Origin of the sequence: Modestobacter excelsi (assembly GCF_005930495.1) — a bacterium.
Taxonomy (GTDB): Bacteria; Actinomycetota; Actinomycetes; order Mycobacteriales; family Geodermatophilaceae; genus Modestobacter; species Modestobacter excelsi.
In genome coordinates, this window is the sequence record NZ_SJEX01000090.1 from 1 (window position 1) to 21,020 (window position 21,020).

Sequence of the window (21,020 nt, forward strand, 5' to 3'; positions counted from 1 at the left end):
GATCATGGCCCTGTGCGGCCGCGGGGGGAGCCTCCCCCCGAGCACCGCACCGTCGACCCGAGGAGGCCCCGTGGCGCCCCGTGACACCCGAGCCCGCGTCCAGGCCGTGCTCGACATCCCGCTGCACCGGTTCGTCGGGGTGGAGCTGCTCGACCCGGCCGACCCCGCCGCGGGCATCTGGTTCCCGGTCGGCCCCGCCGCGCAGAACCAGGTGCGGCTGCTGCACGGCGGTGTGGTGACGGCGCTGCTCGACGTCGCCGGCTACCTCGCCCTGATGCCCCACCTGGCCGACGACGAGCACGCCGTCACCCACGACCAGTCGGTGTCGCTGCTGCGCCCGGTCTCCGCCGACCGCCGGGTCGAGCTGCGCGGGACCGTGCTGCGCCGCGGCCGGGCGGTCGCCTTCCTGCGGGCCGACGCGACCGTCGACGGCGCCCTCGTGGCGACCGCGCAGGTGACCAAGACCGTCGTCCCGGCCGGCTGACCGACGTGTGATTGACACCACGGGGCGGCGGGTGTTGGTTTCCCGGAGACCCCGGGCAACGCAGCCCGGGCCCACCCTCCGGAGGCCTCGTGTCCGAGAACCCGACCACCCCGCCCGACCTCGTCGACCTGCTGGCCGAGTCGCCGACGAACTGGGGGAAGTGGGGGTCGGACGACGAGGTCGGCGCGCTGAACTACCTGGGCCCGGAGCAGGTCCTCGCCGCGGTCCGGCTGGTCAGCTCGGGCAAGGTGTTCACCCTCCAGCGGCTGATCGGTGACCCGAAGGGCGACCCGGTCTGGCCCGGCCGCACCCCCGCCGAGCGCATCCAGGTGCTCGACGAGTCCAACTGGGACGAGGGCGGCAACGGCGCGGTGTACCCCGGCGGCCTGCACTACGCCGATGACAAGATCGACGCCTACCTGCAGGGCTCCACCCAGTACGACGCGCTGGGCCACCTCTGGTACGGCGGCCAGCTGTACAACGGCTACGACGCCCGCAGCACGGTCGGCGGCCTGGACAAGGCCAGCGTGCAGCCGATCGCCGAGCGCGGCATCGTCGGCCGCGCCGTGCTGCTGGACATGGCCCGGTTCCGCGGCAAGCCGACCCTGGACAAGGGCGAGACCTTCACCCACGAGGACCTGCTGGCCTGCGCGCAGGCGCAGGGCGTGGAGATCCAGCCGCGGGACATCCTGGTGATCCGGACCAACTTCCTGCAGCTGTTCCACGAGCAGGGCGAGTCGTTCTACGAGGGCTTCAACGAGCCCGGGCTGGTCTACAGCCCGGAGCTGGTGCGGTGGTTCCAGGAGATGGAGATCCCCAACCTGGTCACCGACACCATCGCCAACGAGGTCACCACGGACCCCAACAACGGGGTGGCGCTGGTGCTGCACAGCGCGCTCATGCGCAACCTCGGCGTCACGCTCACCGAGATCGCCGACCTCGAGCGGCTGGCCGCGGACTGCGCCGAGGACGGCCGGTACGCCTTCCTCTACGTCGCCGCCCCGCTGAACATCGCCAAGGCGGCCGGCTCGCCGGTCAACCCCGTCGCCATCAAGTAGCCGATCCGATGAGCAGCTACGACGAGCGGCCCTGGCTGGCGCTCTACGGGGACCAGCCGGCCGACTACACCCTGGAGTTCGACGACGCCCTGTCGATGTTCCGGGCGGGCGTGGCCCGCGACCCGTCCGCCGTCGCGCTGCGGTACTTCGACGGCACGATCACCCGGCAGGAGCTCGACGAGCTCAGCGACGCCCTCGCCGCCGGGCTGCTGGCCTCCGGGTTCGCCGCCGGTGACCGGCTGGCCGTGTACCTGCAGAACGTGCCGCAGTTCGTGATCGCCATGGTCGCCACCTGGAAGGCCGGCGGCGTGATGGTGTCGATCAACCCGATGAGCCGGGAACGGGAGCTGTCCTACCTGCTCGAGGACTCCGGGGCGACGGTGCTGGTCGCCCTCGAGGCGCTGTACGAGGACGTCGGGCGGGCCGTCGTCCCGGACACCGACGTGCGGCTGGTGCTCACCACCAGCGAGCTGGAGTTCCAGACCCGGCACGACGAGCGGCTGTTCGCCGGCATGGCCCGGCGGCGGCCCGAGGGCACGACCGACCTGGGCGAGTTCCTCGCCGAGCACCGCGGCGAGGTCCCGCCGCCGGTCGAGCTGGGGCTGGACGACGTCGCGTTCCTGACCTACACCTCGGGGACGACGGGGGTCCCGAAGGGCGCGATGAACACCCACCGCAACGTGGTCTTCACCGCCCAGGTGTACCGGGACTGGACCCACGCGGGCCGGGACGGCGCCATCCTGGGCATCGCCCCGCTGTTCCACATCACCGGGCTGATCGGGCACGTCGCGGTGAGCATGCTCGCCCCCGCGCCGCTGGTGCTGGCCTACCGGTTCGAGCCGGGGGTGGTGCTGGACGCGATGGCCGAGCACCGGCCGACGTTCACCATCGGGGCGATCACCGCGTTCACCGCGCTGCTCAACGCACCGGGCTTCAGCAAGGAGCACTTCGCCTCGTTCAGCTCGGTCTACTCCGGCGGGGCGGCGATCTCGCCGACGGCGGAGAAGGCCTTCCTCGAGGCCACGGGCAAGCAGGTGCACAACGCCTACGGGCTCACCGAGACGACCTCGCCGATGACCGTCACGCCGTTCGGGTCCCCCTCGCCGGTGGACCCGACGTCGGGTGCGCTGTCGGTCGGGGTGCCGGCACCGAGCACGGTCGTCCGCATCCAGGGCGAGGACGGGACGGACCTGCCGCTCGGTGAGGTCGGCGAGATCGTGGCCGACGGGCCGCAGGTCGTCGCCGGCTACTGGGGCAAGCCGGAGGAGACGGCGGCGAACCTGCCCGGTGGAGCGCTCAAGAGCGGCGACGTCGGCTTCATGGACCCCGCTGGCTGGGTCTTCATCGTCGACCGCAAGAAGGACATGATCAACGCCTCGGGCTACAAGGTGTGGCCGCGTGAGGTGGAGGACGTGCTCGCCGAGCACCCCGCCGTCCGGGAGTCGGCGGTGGTGGGCGTGCCCGACGAGAAGCGCGGGGAGACCGTCAAGGCCTTCGTCAGCGTCAAGCCCGGCGCGACGGTGACCCCCGAGGAGCTCATCGCGCACTGCAAGCAGCGGATGGCGGCCTACAAGTACCCCCGCTCGGTGGTGCTGGTCGACGAGCTGCCCAAGACCGTCACCGGCAAGATCCTGCGACGGCAGCTGCGCGAGTGATCCGCGGCACCCCCGTGTACGACCGGGGGCAGCCTCACCTAAGGTGAGGCTGCCCTTCGTCGCCGGACGCAGGGATCGAACCCTGCTCCGGAGGTGCCGCGATGGGCCAGGTCTTCGCCGCCAGCTACCTGATCGGCCTGCGCGAGGGCCTGGAGATGGTCCTCATCGTCAGCGTCCTGATCGCCTACCTGGTCAAGACCGGCCGGCGCCAGCACCTGCTGCCGGTGTGGGCCGGGGTCGGTGCCGCGGCGGCGCTGTCGATCGGCTTCGGCTGGGCGCTGAGCTACGTGTCCACCACGGTGCTCGGCGGGCCCGGCCAGGAGCTGTTCGACGCCATCACCTCCACCATCGCGGTCGCGCTGGTCACCTGGATGGTGTTCTGGATGCGCCGCACCGCCCGCAGGCTCTCCGGCGAGCTGCGCGGCCGGCTGGACGGCGCGATCGGCCTGGGCGTGGGCGCGGTGGTCGGCATCGCGTTCCTCTCCGTGGCCCGCGAGGGCCTGGAGACGACGCTGCTGTTCTTCGCCTCCGCGCAGGGCGCGACCTCCTCGGCGCCGCTGCTCGGCCTCGCCGCGGGCATCGTCACCGCCGTCGTCCTCGGGGTGGGCCTCTACGCCGGCGCGATCCGGATCAACCTCTCCCGGTTCTTCATGGTCAGCGGCGCCCTGCTGGTGCTCGTCGCCGCCGGCATCTTCAAGTACGCGGTGCACGACTTCCAGGAGGCCGGCGTCCTCCCCGGTCTGACCCACCACGCCTTCGACGCCACCGGCTGGCTGGACCCCGGCAGCTGGTACGGCGCGCTGGCCGCCGGCCTGTTCAACATCACGCCCCAGCCCACCGTGCTGGAGACGATCGCCTGGCTCGCCTACCTGCTGCCGGTGCTCACGCTCTTCCTGCTCCCAGCTCGCGCCACCCGTTCGCCCGATCGCGAGAAGCCGGCCGCCGACACGGCGCCGCACGCCCCCAACGTCGTCTCGGAGACCCCGCAGCATGTCCAAGCCCGCTCGTAAGCGCTTGTCCGTCGTCGGCCTCACCGGGCTGACCGCGCTCACCCTGGCCGCCTGCGGAGGCGGCGACCCGTCGTCCGCCGGCTCGGACGGCGCCGCCGACGCCATCGCGGTGGCCGCCACCGACGACGCCTGCGACGTGGCCAGCAGCGACCTCGAGGCCGGGGTCCACCAGTTCACCGTGACCAACACCGGCAGCAAGGTCACCGAGTTCTACGTCTACGCCGACGGCGACCGGGTGATGGGCGAGGTCGAGAACATCGCCCCCGGGGTCGCGCGCGAGCTGCGGGTCGAGCTCCCGGCCGGGGACTACGAGACCGCGTGCAAGCCCGGCATGGTCGGTGACGGGATCCGCACCGCGCTGACCGTCACCGGGGAGGCGGCCACGCTGGACCAGGACGCGACGCTGGCCCAGGCCGGCACCGACTACCAGCGCTACGTGCAGAGCCAGACCGGGGCGCTGGTGGAGCAGACCACCGCGTTCGTCGACGCGGTCAAGGCCGGCGACATCGCGGGGGCCAAGGCGCTGTTCCCGGTGGCCCGCACCTACTGGGAGCGGATCGAGCCGGTCGCGGAGAGCTTCGGCGACCTCGACCCCGTCATCGACGGCCGGGAGGGCGACCAGGCCGAGGGCGAGGACTTCACCGGGTTCCACCGGATCGAGAAGGCGCTCTGGGAGACCGGCGACGTCTCGGACATGGGCCCCTACGCCGACCAGCTGCTCACCGACGTGCAGGAGATCGCCACCCGGTCGAACGACGTGCAGCTGTCGCCCCTCCAGCTGGCCAACGGCGCCAAGGGCCTGCTCGACGAGATCGCCACCGGGAAGATCACCGGCGAGGAGGACCGGTACTCGCACACCGACCTCTGGGACTTCGCCGCGAACCTCGAGGGGTCGGAGGCCGCCGTCCAGGCGCTGCGCCCGTACCTGGAGGAGGCCGACCCGGAGCTGGTCGGCGAGATCGACGACCGGTTCGCCGCGACCGAGGCGGAGCTGGAACAGCACCGGGCGGGCGATGGTTGGCAGTCCTACGACCAGCTGACCGATGACCAGCTGCGCGGCCTGAGTGACAGCATCACCGCCCTGACCGAGTCGGTCAGCCAGGTGGCCTCGGTCGTCGCGGGGAAGTGAGTTCACAACCCAGATGAGCAGTGACGGTCTGTCGCGGCGCCGCTTCTTCGGCCTCGCCGGTGCCGGTACCGCCGGTGTCCTCGCCGCCGGTGCCGCCGGCGGGGTGATCGGGCGCGCCACCGCGGAGGAACCCGCCACCGCCGCGGTGGCGGCCACCGACGCCGTGCCGTTCAGCGGGGCGCACCAGGCCGGGATCGTCACCCCGGCGCAGGACCGGCTGCACTTCGTCGCCTTCGACGTCATCACCGACGACCGCGCCGAGCTGGTCGAGATGCTCCAGGCCTGGACAGCGGCCGCCCGCCGGATGACCGCCGGCCAGGACGCCGGCGAGGTCGGCGCGGTGGACGGCGGCCAGTACGACGTCCCCGACGACACCGGGGAGGCCCTGGGGCTGCCGGCCAGCGGCCTGACCCTCACCGTCGGCTTCGGACCGACGCTGTTCAGCACCGCCGACGGCGTGGACCGGTTCGGCCTGGCCGCCCGTCGTCCCGAGCCGCTCACCGAGCTGCCGGGCTTCCCGGGTGACGCCATCGACCCGGCGATCAGCGGTGGCGACCTGTGCGTGCAGGCGTGCGCCAACGACCCGCAGGTCGCGGTGCACGCGGTCCGCAACCTGGTCCGCCTGGGCGCCGGGGTGGTCAGCGTCCGCTGGTCGCAACTGGGCTTCGGCCGCACGTCGTCGACCTCCAGCGCGCAGGCCACCCCGCGCAACCTGTTCGGCTTCAAGGACGGCACCGACAACCTCAAGGCCGAGGCCCCCAAGGCGCTCGACCAGTTCGTCTGGGTGGCCGACGGCGACCCGGGGGCGGACTGGCTGGCCGGTGGCTCCTACGTCGTGACCCGCAGGATCCGGATGCGGATCGAGCCCTGGGACACCTCCACGCTCGCCGAGCAAGAGGCGACCATCGGCCGGACCAAGAAGGCCGGCGCCCCGCTGGGTCAGCGCGGCGAGTTCGACCCGGTCGACTTCACCACGCAGGTGGACGGCGAGTTCGCCGTCCCGCAGACCTCGCACGTCTTCCTGGCGCACCCGACCAACTCCGGGACGGCGATCCTGCGGCGCGGGTACAGCTTCGTCGACGGCTCGGACGGGCTGGGCCGGCTGGACGCCGGGCTGTTCTTCATCGCCTACCAGCGGGACCCGGGGACCGGGTTCGTGCAGGTGCAGAAGAACCTCCGGATGGACGCGATGAACGAGTACATCCAGCACACGTCGTCGGCGGTCTTCGCCTGCCCGCCCGGGGTCACCGGGGACGACGACTGGTGGGGCCGCGCGCTGTTCAGCTGAGCGGTGCACTGGACGGGACCTGACCGGGGCCGCCAGGCTGGTCACCATGGCCGATCGCACCCCCCGGGTCGTCGTCGTCGGTGGCGGGTTCGCCGGCTTCTACGCGCTGCGGTACCTGCAGAAGCACCTGACGCCCGAGCAGGCCGAGCTGGTGCTGGTGAGCCCCACCGACTACCTGCTCTACAGCCCGCTGCTGCCCGAGGTGGCGACCGGCGTCATCGAGGCGCGGCACATCGCCGTCTCGCTGCGCCGCGCGCTGCCCCGGGTGCGGCTGCTGCTCGGGCACGTCAACGCGGTCGACATCGGCGGCCGGTCGGTGAGCGTCACGCCGGTGACGGCCGCCGGGCACGCCGAGACCTGGCGCGAGCCGTACGACCGGCTGGTCCTGGTGCCGGGCTCGGTCACCCGGCAGTTCGACATCCCGGGCGTCGCCGAGCACGCCCGGGGGCTGAAGACGCTGGTCGAGGCGGTCTACATCCGCGACCACCTGCTGCACCTGCTGGACGCCGCGGACGCCGAGCCGGACACCGACGAGGGCCGGGCGCGCCGCCGGGAGATGCTCACCGTCGTCGCGGTCGGGGCCGGGTACACCGGCACGGAGTTCGTCGCGCAGACCCAGCGGTGGCTGCGGACCATCGAGAGCCGGTGGAGCCGGACCGGCGCCGAGGACGTGCGCTGGATCCTGGTCGACCTCGCCGAGACGGTGCTGCCCGAGCTCGGCCCGGAGCTGGGCCGGCACGCACTGGACCTGCTGCGCGCCCGGGGCATCGACGTCCGGCTGGGGGTCACGGTGACGGCCGCGGACGACCGGAGCGTCGCGCTCACCGACGGCACGGTCGTCGCGACCCGCACCCTCGTCTGGGGCGCCGGGGTGGCCCCCAGCCCGCTGGTCGCGGACCTCGGCCTGCCGACCCGGCGGGGGCGGCTGGTGGTCGACGAGGAGATGGCCGTGCCCGGCGTGCCGGACGTCTGGGCGGCCGGGGACGCCGCCGCCGTCCCCGACCTGGCGGCGGCGCTGCCCGCGGCGACCCCGCCGGACACCCCGCCGACCGCCCAGCACGGTCAGCGGCAGGGCACCGCGCTGGGCCGCAACATCGCGGCGAGCCTCGGGGTGGGCACCGCGCGGCCGTACCGGCACCGGGACCTCGGGCTGGTGGCCGACCTCGGCGGGTGGGACGCCGTCGCCAAGCCGCTGGGCGTCGCGCTGACCGGCCCGCCGGCCAAGTTCGTCACCCGGGCCTACCACCTCTACGCGCTGCCCTCGATGGCCAACCGGGTGCGGGTGGCGGCCGACTGGCTGTGGCAGGCGGTGCTGCCGCCGGAGAGCACCCAGCTCGGCGTCATCCGCCCCGAGGACGCCCAGCTGGCCGCCGCCCAGGGCACCGGCCTGTACGGGCGAGCAGCGAGGTGAGGGTCGCGGTCGCCGGCGGCACCGGGCTGCTCGGCCGGCTGGTCGTCGCCGAGCTGACCCGTGCCGGAGCCGAGCCGGTGGTGCTGGCGCGCTCCCGGGGTGTCGACCTGACCACCGGGGCCGGCCTGGACGACGCGCTGACCGGCGCCGGGGCAGTCGTCGACGTCAGCAACGTGACCACGACCAGCGGCCGGACGTCGGTGCGGTTCTTCACCGCCGCGACCAGCACCCTGCTGTCGGCCGCTGACCGGGCCCGGGTCGGCCACGTGCTGACCCTGTCGATCGTCGGCGCGGACACCATCGACGTCCCCTACTACCGCGGCAAACGGCGCCAGGAGGAGCTGCTGGCCGCCGGGCCGGTGCCGTGGACGCTGCTGCGGGCCACCCAGTTCCACGAGTTCCCCGAGCAGCTCCTCGACCGGCTACCCCGAGGACCGCTGGTGCCGGTGCCGGTGATGGCCACCCAGCCGGTCGCGGCCGCGGACGTGGCCGCGCACCTGGTCACCCTGGTCGGGCAGGCCCCGGCCGGCGGGACGACCCCGATGGCCGGCCCGGAGCCCTGGGCGATGACCGAGATGGTCCGCCGGGTGCTGGCCGCGCGCGGGCGGCGGGCGCTCGTCGTCCCCCTGCGGCTGCCCGGCCGGACCGGCCGGGCGCTGGCCGGCGGCGGCCTGGTCCCGGCCGAGCCGTTCGTGCGCGGCCGGACCACCTTCGCCGAGCACCTGCAGGAGCTCGCGGGTCGCTGAGGTCAGGTGGTGGGGGTGTTCGACCGCCGGTGCACGTCGGCGCCGTGCACCTTCTCACCGCACGTGCCGCAGACCGTGGTCGGCCGCAGCTCGTGGTCGTGGTGCAGCAGCGTCACCGGCGGGGTCTCCACCGCCCAGCGGTCACCCCACGCCATCAGCGACCGGAGCACCGGCAGCAGGTCCTTGCCGGCCGGGGTGAGGTGGTAGTCGGAGCGCGGCGGGGCGTCGGAGTACTGCCGCCGCTCCAGCACCTCGGCCTCGACCAGCGCCTTCAGCCGTGCCGACAGCCGGTCGCGGGGCGCGCCGGTGCCCTCGAGGATCTCGCCGAACCGGTGGTGGCCGAGGGAGACCTCGCGGACGGCGAGCAGCGACCAGCGGTCGCCGACCACCTCCAGGGCCGCGGCGATCGAACAGAAGCGCCCGGGCAGCTCCGACACGAGTGTCACCCCTACAGGTTTGCACATCAAACCGACGCGCGCTAACGTCCAGACCCTCAGTTGGGAAATCGAACCGACGCGAGTCAGGAGACGACCATGCGCGACGCCGTCATCGTCGAAGCCGTCCGGACACCGGTGGGCAAGGGCAAGCCCGGCGGCGCGCTGTCCGCCGTGCACCCCGTCGACCTGCTCGCCCACTCGCTGCGCACGCTCGTCGAGCGGACCGGCATCGACCCCGCCCTGGTCGACGACGTCATCGGCGGCACCGTCTCCCAGGTCGCCGAGCAGGCGCAGAACACCACCCGCAGCGCCGTCCTGGCCGCCGGGTTCCCCGAGTCGGTGCCGGCCACCACCGTCGACCGGCAGTGCGGCAGCAGCCAGCAGGCGGTGCACTTCGCCGCCCAGGGCGTGATCGCCGGGGCCTACGACGTCGTCGTCGCCTGCGGCGTGGAGTCGATGAGCCGGGTGCCGATGTGGTCGGCGTTCACCGCCGCCGACGACACCAAGGGCAGCGACTTCCGCGCCCGCTACCCCGAGGGCATGGTGCCGCAGGGCATCAGCGCCGAGCTCATCGCCGACCGCTGGGGGCTGTCCCGGGAGCGGCTCGACGAGTTCGCCGTCCGCAGCCACGCCCGCGCCGCACAGGCGGCTGCCGACGGGCTCTTCGACCGCCAGCTGGCCCCGGTCAAGGTCCGCGCGGACGACGGCAGCGTCACCCTCGTCGACCGCGACGAGTCGGTCCGCCCGGGCACCACCGCCGAGGTGCTCGCCGGGCTGCGGCCGGCCTTCGCGCACCTGCCCGAGGCGGCCCGCTTCGCCGACCTGGACTGGAAGGTCACCGCCGGCAACAGCAGCCCGGTCAACGACGGCAGCGCGGCGCTGCTGATCACCACCAGCGAGAAGGCCCGCGAGCTCGGCCTCACCCCGCGGGCGCGGCTGCACTCCACCGCCGTCACCGGCGACGACCCGCTGCTCATGCTCACCGGGGTCATCCCGGCGACGGCGAAGGTGCTGCAGCGGGCCGGGCTCGGGCTGGCCGACATCGACCTGTTCGAGGTCAACGAGGCGTTCGCCTCGGTCGTGCTCGCCTGGCTGGCCGAGACCGGCGCCGACCCGGCCCGCACCAACGTGCACGGCGGTGCGATCGCGCTCGGCCACCCGCTCGGCGCCAGCGGCGCCCGGCTGATGACCACGCTGGTCGACGCGATGGCCGAGCGCGGTGCCCGCTACGCGCTGCAGACGATGTGCGAGGGCGGCGGCATGGCCAACGCGACCGTGCTCGAGCGGCTCGCGTGACCGCCGTCGGGGCGCCGGTCCGGGCCACCCCCGAGCAGGCCCGCACCCTGCTGATGGCGTCGCTGGCCACCCTGCTGGTGCTGGTCACCTTCGTCACCCCGCTGGCCACCGGCGTCCGGACGACGGCCGACCTCGACGCCGGCCCGGGCGCGCAGGCCTGGTTGCTCAGCGCGATGAGCGTCGGCCTGGCCGCCGCGCTGCTCACCGCCGGCGTGCTCGCCGACGACCTCGGCCGGCGGCGGGTGTTCGCCGGGGGTCTCGGCGTGCTCGGCGTGGGCGCGGTCGTCGTCGCCGCGGCGTCCTCGCCCGCGCTGGTCATCACCGGCCGGCTGCTGCAGGGCGTCGGCGGTGCGGCGGTGGTCGCCTGCGCGCTCGGGCTGATCGGCCACGCCTTCCCCGCCGGCCCGGCCCGGTCCCGCGCGGCCGCCGTCTGGGGAGCCAGCGTCGGGGCCGGCACCGGCCTCGGTGGGCTCATCGCCGCCGGGCTGGACCCGGGCGAGGGCTGGCGGACGACGTACTGGGCCACCGCGGCGGCGGCCGTCGTCCTCGCCGTCGCCGCGCAGCGGGTGCTCGCGGAGTCCGGCGGGCGGGCCGACCGGCGGGTGGACATCGCCGGGATCCTGCTGCTCGCGGGCGGGATCAGCGCCCTGCTGGCCGGGCTGGTGCAGTCCCGCACGGGCTGGAGGCAGCTGCCGGTCGTCGTCCTGCTGGCCCTCGGGGTGCTGCTGCTCGCGGCGTTCGTCCCCGCCGAGCTGCGCCAGGTCGCGCCGATGATCGACCTGCGGCTGTTCCGCATCCCCGGCTTCCTGGCCGCGACCGTGGGCGCCTTCGTCACCGGCGCGACCGTGGTGGGGCTGAGCTCCTACGTGCCCACCGTGCTGCAGCGGGGGCTGGGCGAGAGCCTGCTCACCGCCACCCTGCTGGTGCTCGTCTGGTCGGCGGTCAGCACGGCCACCGCGCTGGGCGTCCGGTTCCTGCCCGGGCTCGACGGCCGGGTCCTGCTGGCCCTGGCGCTGGCCGTCTGCGCGGTCGGCCTGGCCGGCTACGCCGTCCTCGGCGAGGACGCCTCCGGGGCCCGCCTGCTGCCGGGGCTGGTCGTCCTCGGGGTCGGCTACGGCGCGGCCAACGCCGCCCTCGGCCGCGAGGCCGTGGCGTACGTGCCCGCGGCCCGGGCCGGGATGGGCAGCGGGGCCAACAACACCGCCCGCTACCTCGGCGCCGCCATCGGCGTGACCCTCGTCGTGCTGGTCGTCGGCGCCGGCTCCCCGGCCGGGACGACGGAGGGGCTGCTCGCCGGCTGGGACCGGGCCGCGCTGGGTGGTGCGGTGGTCACGCTGCTCGGCGCGCTGCTGGTCGCCGTGATCCGGCCGGCACGCATCCGCTGACCCCGCGGCCCTAGGGTCGCTTCATGCGGGTCGTCGTGGCACCGGACTCCTTCAAGGGCACCCTCGGTGCCGCCGCCGCCGCGGAGGCGCTCGCCGCCGGCTGGCGGGCCGAGCGGCCCGACGACGAGGTGCTCACCCTGCCGCTGGCCGACGGCGGCGAGGGCACGCTCGAGGCGCTGGGTCACGACGTCCCGGACAGCTGCTGGCGCAGCGCCGCGGTGAGCGGGCCGGACGGCCGCCCGGTGGAGGCCGCCTGGCTGCTGCTCCCCGACGGCACCGCGGTGGTCGAGATGGCCCGCGCCGCCGGGCTGCCGCTGCTGGCCCGGCCCGACCCGCTCGGCGCCACCACCCGCGGGCTGGGCGAGCTGCTGGCCGCCGTCGTCGCCGACCCCGGCGTGCACCGGGTGCTGCTCACCCTGGGCGGCTCGGCCACCACCGACGGCGGCACCGGCGCGCTCAGCGCCCTCGGTGCCCGCTTCCTGGACGCCGACGGCGCGGAGCTGACGCCCGGTGGGGGAGCGCTGGCCCGGTTGGACCGGGTGGACCTCTCCGGGCTGACCCCGCCGCCGGCCGGCGGGGTGCAGTGCCTGGTCGACGTCACCGCGCCGCTGCTCGGTCCGCTGGGGGCGGCCGGCCAGTTCGGCCCGCAGAAGGGCGCGGCTCCCGACCAGGTCGCCGCGCTGGACGCCGCCCTGGCCCGGCTGGCCGACCGGCTCGGCGGTGACCGGGACGCACCCGGTGCCGGCGCGGCCGGCGGCACCGCCTACGGCTTCGCCGCGTGCTGGGGGGCACGGTTCGTCAGCGGCGCGCAGGCGGTCGCCGCCGCTGCCGGCCTCGATGAGGCCCTGGCCGGCGCGGCCCTCGTGGTCACCGGCGAGGGGCAGTTCGACGCCCAGTCGCTGCGCGGCAAGGTCGTCGGCGACCTCGTCGACCGGGCCGGCCGGGCCGGTGTGCCGGTGGCGGTCGTCGCGGGCCGGGTCGCCGTCGAGGAGGGCGGGAGGCTGCCGGTGCACCGGGCGCTGTCCCTGACCGACCTGGCCGGATCCGTCGACGGCGCGATGAGCGACCCCGCGCGGTGGCTCTCCGTGGCGGGATCCCGGCTGGCCCGGGAACAGTCCGTCACGGTGTGACGTTCGGCCCAATGCTCCCCAGCTGCCCGAACGCATGTGTACGCACGCCCCCGCGGGGCATCATCCCCGCGGTGCGTCCAGCCCGCCAGCGCCAGGTCGGCTGGGGTGCGTACCGGACGAGCAGGCAGGACGAGGGGACGGCGCGACGTGGTGGAGCCCGAGCGGAGGGTCCTCGCCGACCGCTACGAGCTCCAGTCCATGCTGGCCGCCGGCGGGATGGGCCAGGTCTGGCGCGCCCACGACCAGCTGCTCGGCCGGCCGGTCGCCGTCAAGGTGCTGCGCAGCGAGTACACCGGTGACGCGACCTTCCTCGCCCGGTTCCGCGCCGAGGCCACCCACGCCGCCGCGCTGAGCCACCCCAACATCGCCGCCGTCTACGACTACGGCGAGGTGCCGGCGATCGACGGCTCCGGCGAGCACCTGGCCTACCTGGTGATGGAGCTCGTCGAGGGGGAGTCCCTCTCGACGCTGCTGGCCCGGGTGGGCAGCCTGGGCACCGACCGCACCCTCGACGTCCTGCGGCAGACCGCCTCGGCGCTGGCCGCGGCCCACGAGGCCGGTGTCGTGCACCGGGACGTCAAGCCGGGCAACGTGCTCGTCCGCTGGGACGGCACGGTCAAGATCACCGACTTCGGCATCGCCTGGTCGGCCGGCAGCGTCCCGCTCACCCAGACCGGCCAGGTCGTCGGCACCGCGTCCTACCTCTCGCCCGAGCAGGCCGCGGGAGCGCACGCGAGCACCGCCAGCGACGTCTACGCCCTGGGCATGGTCGGCTACGAGTGCCTGGCCGGGCGGCGCGCCTTCGACGGCGACAACTCGGTCACCATCGCGCTGCGGCACCTCCGCGACTCCCCGGACCCGCTGCCGGCGGAGGTCCCGGCCGGGGTCCGCACGCTCATCGAGCACGCCACGGTCAAGGACCCGGTCCAGCGCTACCCCGACGGCGCGGCGTTCGTCGCCGCCATCGACGAGCTGCTGGCCGGCCGGCAGCTGCCGCCGGTGCAGCACACCGACACGCAGAGCTTCTGGCTGCTCCCCGACGCCGCCGCCCTGGCCGGGGCGTCGACGGCGTCCGCGAGCCGGCCGCCGGCGCAGCAGGGCCGGGTGGGCCGGCTGCTGGTGCCCCTGGTCGCGCTGCTCGTCGGTGCCGGGATCGCCGCCGCCGTGCAGCAGGCCGTGCTGCCCACCGACCCGACGACCACTGCCACGGCCGCCGAGGTCACCGGCCCGCCGGCCCCCACGCCCGAGGCGCTGGTGCTCGAGTCCGCGGACTACCTGGGCCGCCCGGTCGACGCCGTCCAGGCGCAGCTGGAGGCGATGGGCCTGGTCGTGCAGCTGGAGACCGTGACGAGCGACGACGCCGACCCGGACACCGTCGTCGACGTCGCCCCGCTGTCGGTCCGGCTGGAGGCCGGCCAGACCGTGCTGGTCACGTACGCGGTGGCGCCGCAGACCCGCAGCAGCACCGTGCAGACCGCCCCGCGGACGCCGGCCGAGGCCGTCGTCCAGCCCTCGACGAAGGCCGCGCCGACCCCGTCCGCGGTCCCGACGCCGACACCGGCACCGACCCCGACCCCGATCGTGACCTCCACCCCGTCGGCCGCGTCGACCCCGACGCCGACCGACACCTCCTCGTCCAGCACGTCGTCGCCGGCGCCCGGCACCGACTCCGACGAGGCCCCGGCCGGCCCCGGCCGGCACGGCGGCAACGCCAACAACGGCAATGGCGGCAACGGCAACGGCAACGGCAACGGCAACGGCAACGGCAATGGCGGCGGGTCGCCGGCGCCGTCGTCGACGACCCCGGCCCCCCCGACCCCGACCGCGACGCCCGTCCAGGGCTGACGCCGCGACGGCGGTGCCACCGGGCCCGGCGCCGGTATGGTCACCGCGGACGGGCCGCCGCGCCGAGGTGGTGGACCGCAGAGGTCGAGGGGCCGTGGTCACGCAGGCGGACGAGCCGGGGAGGGCGACCGGCTGGCGCGCGGGCGGGCCCGGGGCGCAGCCGGGCGGCGTCGACCACGCCGCGGTCTTCACCGCGATGCCGACCCCCTACCTCGTGCTGACCCCCGACCTGGTCATCGCCGACGCGAACCCCGCCTACCTGGCGAGCACCGGTCGGGAGCTGGCCGACCTGGTTGGCCGGGACGTCTTCGAGGCCTTCCCGGGGAACCCGAACGCCGCCGAGGCGGACGGCGGCGTCGCCAAGGTGCGGGCGTCCCTGGAGCGGGCCCGGGACACCGGCCGGCCGCACACCATGTCGGTCCAGGAGTACGACATCCCGGACGGGTCCGGTGGCTTCGCCAAGCGCTTCTGGAGCCTGATCAGCGTGCCGGTGCCGGACGGCTCGGGCGGCTGCCGGTACGTGCTGCAGCGGGCCGAGGACATCACCGACTACGTGCGTCAGCAGGCGCAGGCCGCCCACCCCGCCGGCACCGGCAAGAAGTGGCAGCGCCGGGTGCTGGAGGTCGAGAGCGACCTGTTCACCCGCGCCGCCGAGCTGTCCGCCTCACGGGAGGCCGAGGCCGACACCGCCCGGCGGCTCGCCGCGCTCTCCGGGGTGGCGCTCGCGCTCGGCCGCGCGGAGACGCTGGACGAACTGGCGCGGGTGGTGACCCGGAAGGGCCTGGTCGCCCTCTCGGCGCACGGTGGCGCGGTCGCCGTCTGCGAGGACGGTGACCTGCGCCTGGTGCTCAGCGAGGGCATCAGCCCGCTCGGCGTCGGGCCGGACACCGTGCTGCCGCTGGAGGCGCCCTACCCCGGCTGCGTGGCCGCGCGCACCGGCGAGCGGGTGCTGCTCCCGGACCGCGCGAGCAGCGAGGCGTTCTCCCCCGAGCTCGCCGAGCTGGTGGCCACGACCGGGGTCGAGGCGTGGGCGGCGGTGCCCCTGGAGAGCGGCGACCGGCGGATCGGCTCGCTGAGCGTGGGGTGGACGTCGCCGACGACGCTGGACCCGGCCGACCTCGAGCTGCTGCTGGCGCTCGCCGCCCAGTGCGCGCAGACCGTGGAGCGGATCCGGGCCCGCGAGGCCGAGCAGGCGCGCCACGACGCCGTCCGGGGCATCGCCGAGGTGCTCCAGCGCAGCCTGCTCACCGACCCGCCGGAGCCCGACCACCTGGAGGTCGCCGTCCGGTACGTGCCGGCGGCGACCGAGGCGCAGGTCGGCGGTGACTGGTACGACGCCTTCCTGCTCGGTGACGGCCGCACCGCCCTGGTCATCGGCGACGTCACCGGCCACGACCGGTACGCCGCCGCCGCGATGGCGCAGGTGCGCAACGTGCTGCGCGGCGTGGCGCACTGCCACCAGGGGTCACCGGCCACCGTGCTGACCGCGCTGGACCGGGCGATGCGCGACCTGGCGGTCGACACGCTGGCCACCGCGGTGCTGGCCACCGTCGAGCAGCGCCCGGAAGATGCCGAGCGCGGCGTGCGCCTGCTCCGCTGGAGCAACGCCGGCCACCCGCCGCCGATGCTGCTGGACCCCGACGGCCGGGTGACCGTGCTGGAGCAGGAGCCGGACCTGCTGCTGGGGCTCGACCCCGGCGCCCCCCGCGCCGACCACGTCCTGGAGCTGCTCCCGGGCGCGACGGTGCTCTTCTACACCGACGGCCTGGTCGAGCGCCGGGGGGTCGCGCTGGACGCCGGGATCCGCTGGCTCGCCGACGTGCTGACCGCGGGGGCGCAGCTCTCGGTGGACGAGCTCTGCGACCGGCTGCTCGGTGAGCTCGCCGGTGCGGTGGAGGACGACGTGGCGCTGCTGCTGGTCCGGACCCACCCGGAGGACCGCCCCCGACCCTCGGAGGCCGGACCCGCCCGGGTGCCGAAGGGTCACAGCGCGGTCAGCCCGCCGAGCTCCTGACCCGCCGCGCGGGCAGCAGCCGCCGTCCGGCCGCCCGGCAGGCCAGCACCAGGCACGCAGCCGCGCCGGCCAGCGCCAGCCGACCCGGGGTGGGGTCCAGCCCACCGAGCAGGACGCCCACGACGGCCGCGCCCAGCGCTGCGGTCAGCAGGCGGTCCCGCCCGCTGCGCAGCCCGCCGACCGCGAGCGCCAGACCGGCGACGACGGCCACCCGGCTCGGCGAGGAGGCGCCGGGCAGCTGACCGGTCCAGGGCAGGCCGAGGGCGGCGACGGCGAGCACGGCCGCGGCCAGGGACCAGCCCCGGGCGCTGCTCACTCCGCGCGGCCGGGGACCGACCAGAGCGCGGCGGCCGCGGCACCGAGGGCGGCGGTCAGCCAAAAGCCGCGGTCGGTGGCGGCGAGCGGGAGCGCGACCAGCACCCAGAAGGCGGCCAGGGCGGCGGCGCCGGCAGCACCGGTGCGCCAGGCCGTGCGCGCCGGCAACCGGCCGGTCAGCGCGCCGAGCGGCGCGACCAGGACCACCAGGGCGGCGACGGTGGCGAACGCCGACCAGGTCGGCACGACCTCCCACAGCGACGTGCTGCCGAACCCCAGGGCGAGGCCCAGCTCCAGCAGCAGCACGGCGAGCACGGCCAGGCCCAGCGACAGCAGCACCGCGCCGCCACGGCGGGCGCGCTGCACCGCCGCCCGCGACGACCGGGGCGTCGATGCGGTGGGTGCCGGCGGGGCACCCGGCGTGGTGCCAGGGCCGGCGGACGGCGGGGGGAGGGCCGCGCTGCTCCCACCGGACGTGACCGGGGGGCGGTCGGGAAAGCCGGGGGCGCGGTCCAGCGGGCCGGTCCCCCGACCGGGCAGCTGCTCGGTCGCATGGCTGCCGGCCGGGGGCGTCCAGTCCTGCGCCACCTGGGTCGGCGGGTCGTCGGAGGCAGCATCCGTGGTGGGGCGCTGACTCGGTGGCAGCAGGATCGACTGGGTGCGCGGCTCGTCGTCCGGCGAACCGTACGGGTGCGGCTGCGGTTCGGGGATCGGCGGGCGGGGCTGGCTCATCTGTCCTCCTGGTGACGGGCGTGGGGCGCGGCGGCCCCGGCAGCGGCGCCGACCGGGTGGGACCGGCGGGGCACGTGCTGACGGTCCGGCGGTCACCGTAACCGCGCGGCGTCCTAGGGTCGGGGCGTGGCAGTGCGTGCGGGCATCGTGGTGACCGGTACCGAGGTCCTGACCGGGCGGGTCACCGACCGCAACGGTCCCTGGCTGGCCGAGGAGCTCCGGGCGCGGGGGGTCGACGTCGGCTCGGTGGTCGTCGTCGGGGACCGGCCCGAGGACCTGCGCTCCGCGCTGGCCTTCCTCGCCGGCGGGGGCCTGGACCTGGTGATCACCACCGGTGGCCTCGGCCCGACCGCCGACGACCTCACCGCGGCGGTCGTCGGGGAGTTCCAGGACCGCCCGTCGGAGGTCGACCCGGCCCTCGAGCAGCGGATCGCGGAGGCCGTTGCCCGGCTCAGCGCCCGGCGCGGCTGGCGGATGGACCCGGCGGCCACGGCGGCCGGGGTCCGCAAGCAGGCCCAGGTGCCGGTGGGGGCGACCGTGCTCGAGCCGGTGGGGACCGCACCCGGGCTGGTGGTGCCGGTCGCCGGGGGGCGCAGCGGCCCGCCCGTGGTCGTGCTCCCCGGGCCGCCGTCCGAGCTGCAGGGCATGTGGCCGGCCGCCCTCGCCGCCGAGCCGGTGCAGGCGGCGCTGGTCGGGGCCACCGAGCTGCGGCAGCAGACGCTGCGGCTGTGGGGGACGCCGGAGTCCGAGCTGGCGGCGTCCCTGCGCCGGGTCGAGGACCAGCTGACCGGGCTGGAGGTCACCACGTGCCTGCGGGACGGCGAGGTGGAGATCGTCACCCGGTACGCCCCGGACGCGGAGCCGGCCTACGCACGGCTGGCCGAGGCGATCTCGAGCGACTTCGCCGACACCCTGTTCAGCACCGGACCCACCCCTGACGCCCTGGTGGCCGGCGCCCTGGTCGACCGCGGCTGGAAGGTGGCCGTGGGGGAGTCGTGCACCGGCGGGCTGCTCACGGCGCGGCTGACCGCGGCCCCCGGGTCGTCGGCATGGGTGCTCGGCGGTGTGGCGGCTTACGCGAACAGCGCCAAGGAGCAGTTGCTCGACGTGCCGGCCGCGACCCTGGACGCATCGGGTGCGGTCAGCCCGGAGGTCGCCCTGGCGCTGGCCGAGGGCGCGCGGGACCGGTTCGGGGCCGATCTCGGGGTCGGGGTCACCGGCATCGCAGGGCCGGGCGGCGGTACCGCGGAGAAGCCGGTGGGCACCGTCCACCTCGCGGTCGTGGGGCCCGAGGGCACCCTCACGAAGTCGGTCGTCCTGCCCGGCTCGCGCGATGCTGTCCGGCAGCGGACGGCGACGCTCGCCGTGCACCTGCTGCGCCAGCTGCTGCTGGGCGGGCCGCCCGCCTGAGGCAGCCGTTCCACGTGGAACAGCCCGTCACGCGACACAGCGGCGCGCGGACGCTCGGTCACGCCATCCCGATCTCCGGCTCGTGAACGTCCACGTGTCACCAGCTCCGGTTCTGCCGTTCTGGTGGGGTGGAGGAACGTTCACCCATGCCGGTGACCGGGAGTGCTGCTCGTCAGCACACCCGCTCGCGCCGGTCGTGGTTCCGTCGGCTCGTGGTGACCGCCGGCCTGACCACGGGTGGGTGTCTGGCGATCGGCCTCGCCTCGGGGACGGCGGTCGCGGACGACGTGCCCCCCGGGGATCCACTGGGCGCCGTGGTGGCGACGGTGGCCGCCACGGCGACGGACGGCGTTCCGGCCGACGTCGTGCCGGCGGATCCCTCGCCGGCACCCTCTCCGTCGGCCGGCCCTGGACCGGCTGATCCGCCGCCGGCCGATGCAGCGCCAGCTCTGCCGGACGTGTCTGTGCCGGACGTGTCTGTGCCGGACGTGTCTGTGCCGGACGTGTCTGTGCCGGAGGTCCCGGTGCCGGATGTGCCGGTGCACGGCGTTCCCACGAAGCCGGTGCCTGATGTCCCGGTGCACCACATGCCGGGGCCAGGCGTGCCGGTGCCGGGCGTGCCGGTGCCGGGCGTGCCGGTGCACCACATGCCGGTGCCGGGCGTGCCGGTGCCAGGCGTGCCGGTCCCAGGTGCCCCGGAGAAGCCGGTGCCGGATGTCCCGGTGCCGAACCCTCCGGTACCGCCGCTCTTCTTGCCGCCGGTCCCCGAGCCCGATGTGCCGGTGCCGCCGATCCCCGTGCCGGATGTGCAGGTGCCCGTTATCTCGGCGCCGGACGTGCTGGACGTGCCAGACGCGCCGGATGTCCCGGTGCCGGACCTGCCTGTGCAGCCGGTGCCGGACGTGGCTGTGCCGGATGTCCCGGTGCCGGACGTGACCGTGCCGGACGTCCCAGTGCCGGCCGTGACCGTGCCGGAGGTCCTGGTGCCGGACATTCCGGTACCGCCGTTCTCGTTGCCCCCGATCTCGGTACCGGATCTGCCGGTGCCTGTGATGCCCGTGCCGGATGTGCCGGTGCTCGTGGTCTCGGTGCCGGACCTGCCGGTGCCCGATGTGTCCGTGAAGCCCCTGCCTGACGTCACGCTGCCGCCGGTCTGGGTGCCTCCGGTCTCGGCCCCCGTGGTCGTGGTGGTCGAGGTGCCGGACCTCCTGCTGTTCCCGGTGGTCGGTCAGCTCGTCGTCCCGCTGCCTGCGGTCCCGCTGCCGATCGGCACCGAGGTGCTGGACCCGCTGGTCGTGCCGCCGGTGGAGGCGACCCCTGCGGTCGCCGTGCCGGAGAGCCCCACGACGACCGACCCCACGACGACCGACCCCACGACGACCGACCCCACGACAGCTGACCCGGCGGCGCCGGCCCCCGCGACGCCGGTGCCCGCGACGCCGGCCGCCGCACCGGATGCCGCCCCGCCCGTGGAACCTGCGGCCGCCGTCTCCCCCGCCGCTGTGGTCCCCGCGGTCATGCCGATCCCGAGTCCTGCGACGGCCGTGGCCGCCCCCTCCGCCGTCACCCCGTCCGCCAGCGCCCCAGGGGCTGTCTCCGAGCCCCAGCTGTCCGGCCTCTGTGTCGCGGTGGACTCCGCGCACCGGACCGCCGCCGGACAGCTGGGGCTCGGAGA

General features: G+C 75.4%; 18 protein-coding genes. 15 read left to right on the forward strand and 3 right to left on the reverse strand.

The features are described from left to right. Positions 1 to 70: 70 nt before the first annotated feature. From FHL80_RS21560 to FHL80_RS21595, 8 genes are all read left to right on the forward strand, one after another. Positions 71 to 484 (forward strand): PaaI family thioesterase, encoded by a 414-nt coding sequence (locus tag FHL80_RS21560; RefSeq protein ID WP_138735397.1) that lies wholly within the window; start codon positions 71 to 73, stop codon positions 482 to 484. Between the two features lie 89 nt (positions 485 to 573). Beyond that, a complete protein-coding gene (locus tag FHL80_RS21565; protein WP_138735398.1) occupies positions 574 to 1,542 on the forward strand; it encodes a cyclase family protein in 969 nt (322 codons plus the stop codon). A gap of 8 nt (positions 1,543 to 1,550) precedes the next feature. After that, entirely contained in the window at positions 1,551 to 3,197 is a 1,647-nt protein-coding gene (locus FHL80_RS21570; protein ID WP_138735399.1) for a class I adenylate-forming enzyme family protein, read from the forward strand. Positions 3,198 to 3,298: 101 nt separating this feature from the next. Then, on the forward strand, positions 3,299 to 4,207 hold the full coding sequence (efeU, locus tag FHL80_RS21575; protein ID WP_138735400.1) for an iron uptake transporter permease EfeU: 909 nt from the start codon (positions 3,299 to 3,301) through the stop codon (positions 4,205 to 4,207). Continuing rightward, positions 4,188 to 5,336 (forward strand): iron uptake system protein EfeO, encoded by a 1,149-nt coding sequence (gene efeO, locus FHL80_RS21580; protein ID WP_138735401.1) that lies wholly within the window; start codon positions 4,188 to 4,190, stop codon positions 5,334 to 5,336. The genes efeU and efeO overlap by 20 nt, the downstream gene beginning before the upstream one ends. 13 nt (positions 5,337 to 5,349) lie before the next feature. Further along, positions 5,350 to 6,624 (forward strand): iron uptake transporter deferrochelatase/peroxidase subunit, encoded by a 1,275-nt coding sequence (efeB, locus tag FHL80_RS21585; protein ID WP_138735402.1) that lies wholly within the window; start codon positions 5,350 to 5,352, stop codon positions 6,622 to 6,624. Between the two features lie 46 nt (positions 6,625 to 6,670). Beyond that, positions 6,671 to 8,035 (forward strand): NAD(P)/FAD-dependent oxidoreductase, encoded by a 1,365-nt coding sequence (locus FHL80_RS21590; protein WP_138735403.1) that lies wholly within the window; start codon positions 6,671 to 6,673, stop codon positions 8,033 to 8,035. Beyond that, the gene (locus tag FHL80_RS21595; RefSeq protein ID WP_138735404.1) at positions 8,032 to 8,781 is read left to right on the forward strand and encodes an SDR family oxidoreductase; all 750 of its coding nucleotides are present in this window, start codon (positions 8,032 to 8,034) and stop codon (positions 8,779 to 8,781) included. The genes FHL80_RS21590 and FHL80_RS21595 overlap by 4 nt, the downstream gene beginning before the upstream one ends. A gap of 2 nt (positions 8,782 to 8,783) precedes the next feature. Here the strand turns inward: FHL80_RS21595 and FHL80_RS21600 are convergent, their stop codons facing one another. Further along, positions 8,784 to 9,227, reverse strand: a complete 444-nt coding sequence (locus FHL80_RS21600) for a winged helix-turn-helix transcriptional regulator (protein WP_138735405.1) — start codon at positions 9,225 to 9,227, stop codon at positions 8,784 to 8,786. A gap of 87 nt (positions 9,228 to 9,314) precedes the next feature. Here FHL80_RS21600 and FHL80_RS21605 point away from each other — a divergent pair, with 87 nt between their 5' ends. The 5 genes from FHL80_RS21605 (at position 9,315) to FHL80_RS21625 (ending at position 16,888) form a co-directional block, all read left to right on the forward strand. Beyond that, on the forward strand, positions 9,315 to 10,514 hold the full coding sequence (locus tag FHL80_RS21605; protein ID WP_138735406.1) for a thiolase family protein: 1,200 nt from the start codon (positions 9,315 to 9,317) through the stop codon (positions 10,512 to 10,514). Continuing rightward, a complete protein-coding gene (locus FHL80_RS21610) occupies positions 10,511 to 11,899 on the forward strand; it encodes an MFS transporter (protein ID WP_216870943.1) in 1,389 nt (462 codons plus the stop codon). The genes FHL80_RS21605 and FHL80_RS21610 overlap by 4 nt, the downstream gene beginning before the upstream one ends. Positions 11,900 to 11,922: 23 nt before the next feature. Beyond that, the gene (locus FHL80_RS21615; protein ID WP_138735407.1) at positions 11,923 to 13,029 is read left to right on the forward strand and encodes a glycerate kinase family protein; all 1,107 of its coding nucleotides are present in this window, start codon (positions 11,923 to 11,925) and stop codon (positions 13,027 to 13,029) included. 147 nt (positions 13,030 to 13,176) lie between these two features. Beyond that, positions 13,177 to 14,874: a serine/threonine protein kinase gene (locus FHL80_RS21620; protein ID WP_138735408.1), complete on the forward strand. Its 1,698-nt coding sequence runs from the start codon at positions 13,177 to 13,179 to the stop codon at positions 14,872 to 14,874. 94 nt (positions 14,875 to 14,968) lie between these two features. Next, positions 14,969 to 16,888, forward strand: a complete 1,920-nt coding sequence (locus FHL80_RS21625; RefSeq protein WP_216870944.1) for a SpoIIE family protein phosphatase — start codon at positions 14,969 to 14,971, stop codon at positions 16,886 to 16,888. On the opposite strand, the gene FHL80_RS21630 is transcribed toward FHL80_RS21625, so the two are convergent. Both FHL80_RS21630 and FHL80_RS21635 read right to left on the reverse strand, forming a co-directional pair. Then, complete coding sequence (locus FHL80_RS21630) at positions 16,869 to 17,204, reverse strand: hypothetical protein (RefSeq protein WP_138735410.1); 336 nt, start codon at positions 17,202 to 17,204, stop codon at positions 16,869 to 16,871. The two genes, FHL80_RS21625 and FHL80_RS21630, sit on opposite strands and share 20 nt — an antisense overlap. After that, positions 17,201 to 17,935 (reverse strand): hypothetical protein, encoded by a 735-nt coding sequence (locus FHL80_RS21635; RefSeq protein WP_138735411.1) that lies wholly within the window; start codon positions 17,933 to 17,935, stop codon positions 17,201 to 17,203. The genes FHL80_RS21630 and FHL80_RS21635 overlap by 4 nt, the downstream gene beginning before the upstream one ends. Positions 17,936 to 18,061: 126 nt before the next feature. On the opposite strand from FHL80_RS21635, the gene FHL80_RS21640 reads away from it, so the two are divergent. Together FHL80_RS21640 and FHL80_RS21645 are read left to right on the forward strand one after the other, a co-directional pair. Beyond that, positions 18,062 to 19,345: a competence/damage-inducible protein A gene (locus FHL80_RS21640; RefSeq protein ID WP_138735412.1), complete on the forward strand. Its 1,284-nt coding sequence runs from the start codon at positions 18,062 to 18,064 to the stop codon at positions 19,343 to 19,345. A 326-nt stretch (positions 19,346 to 19,671) separates the two neighbouring features. Beyond that, the coding region (locus FHL80_RS21645) for a hypothetical protein (protein WP_138735413.1) at positions 19,672 to 21,020 on the forward strand (1,349 nt) is incomplete at its 3' end.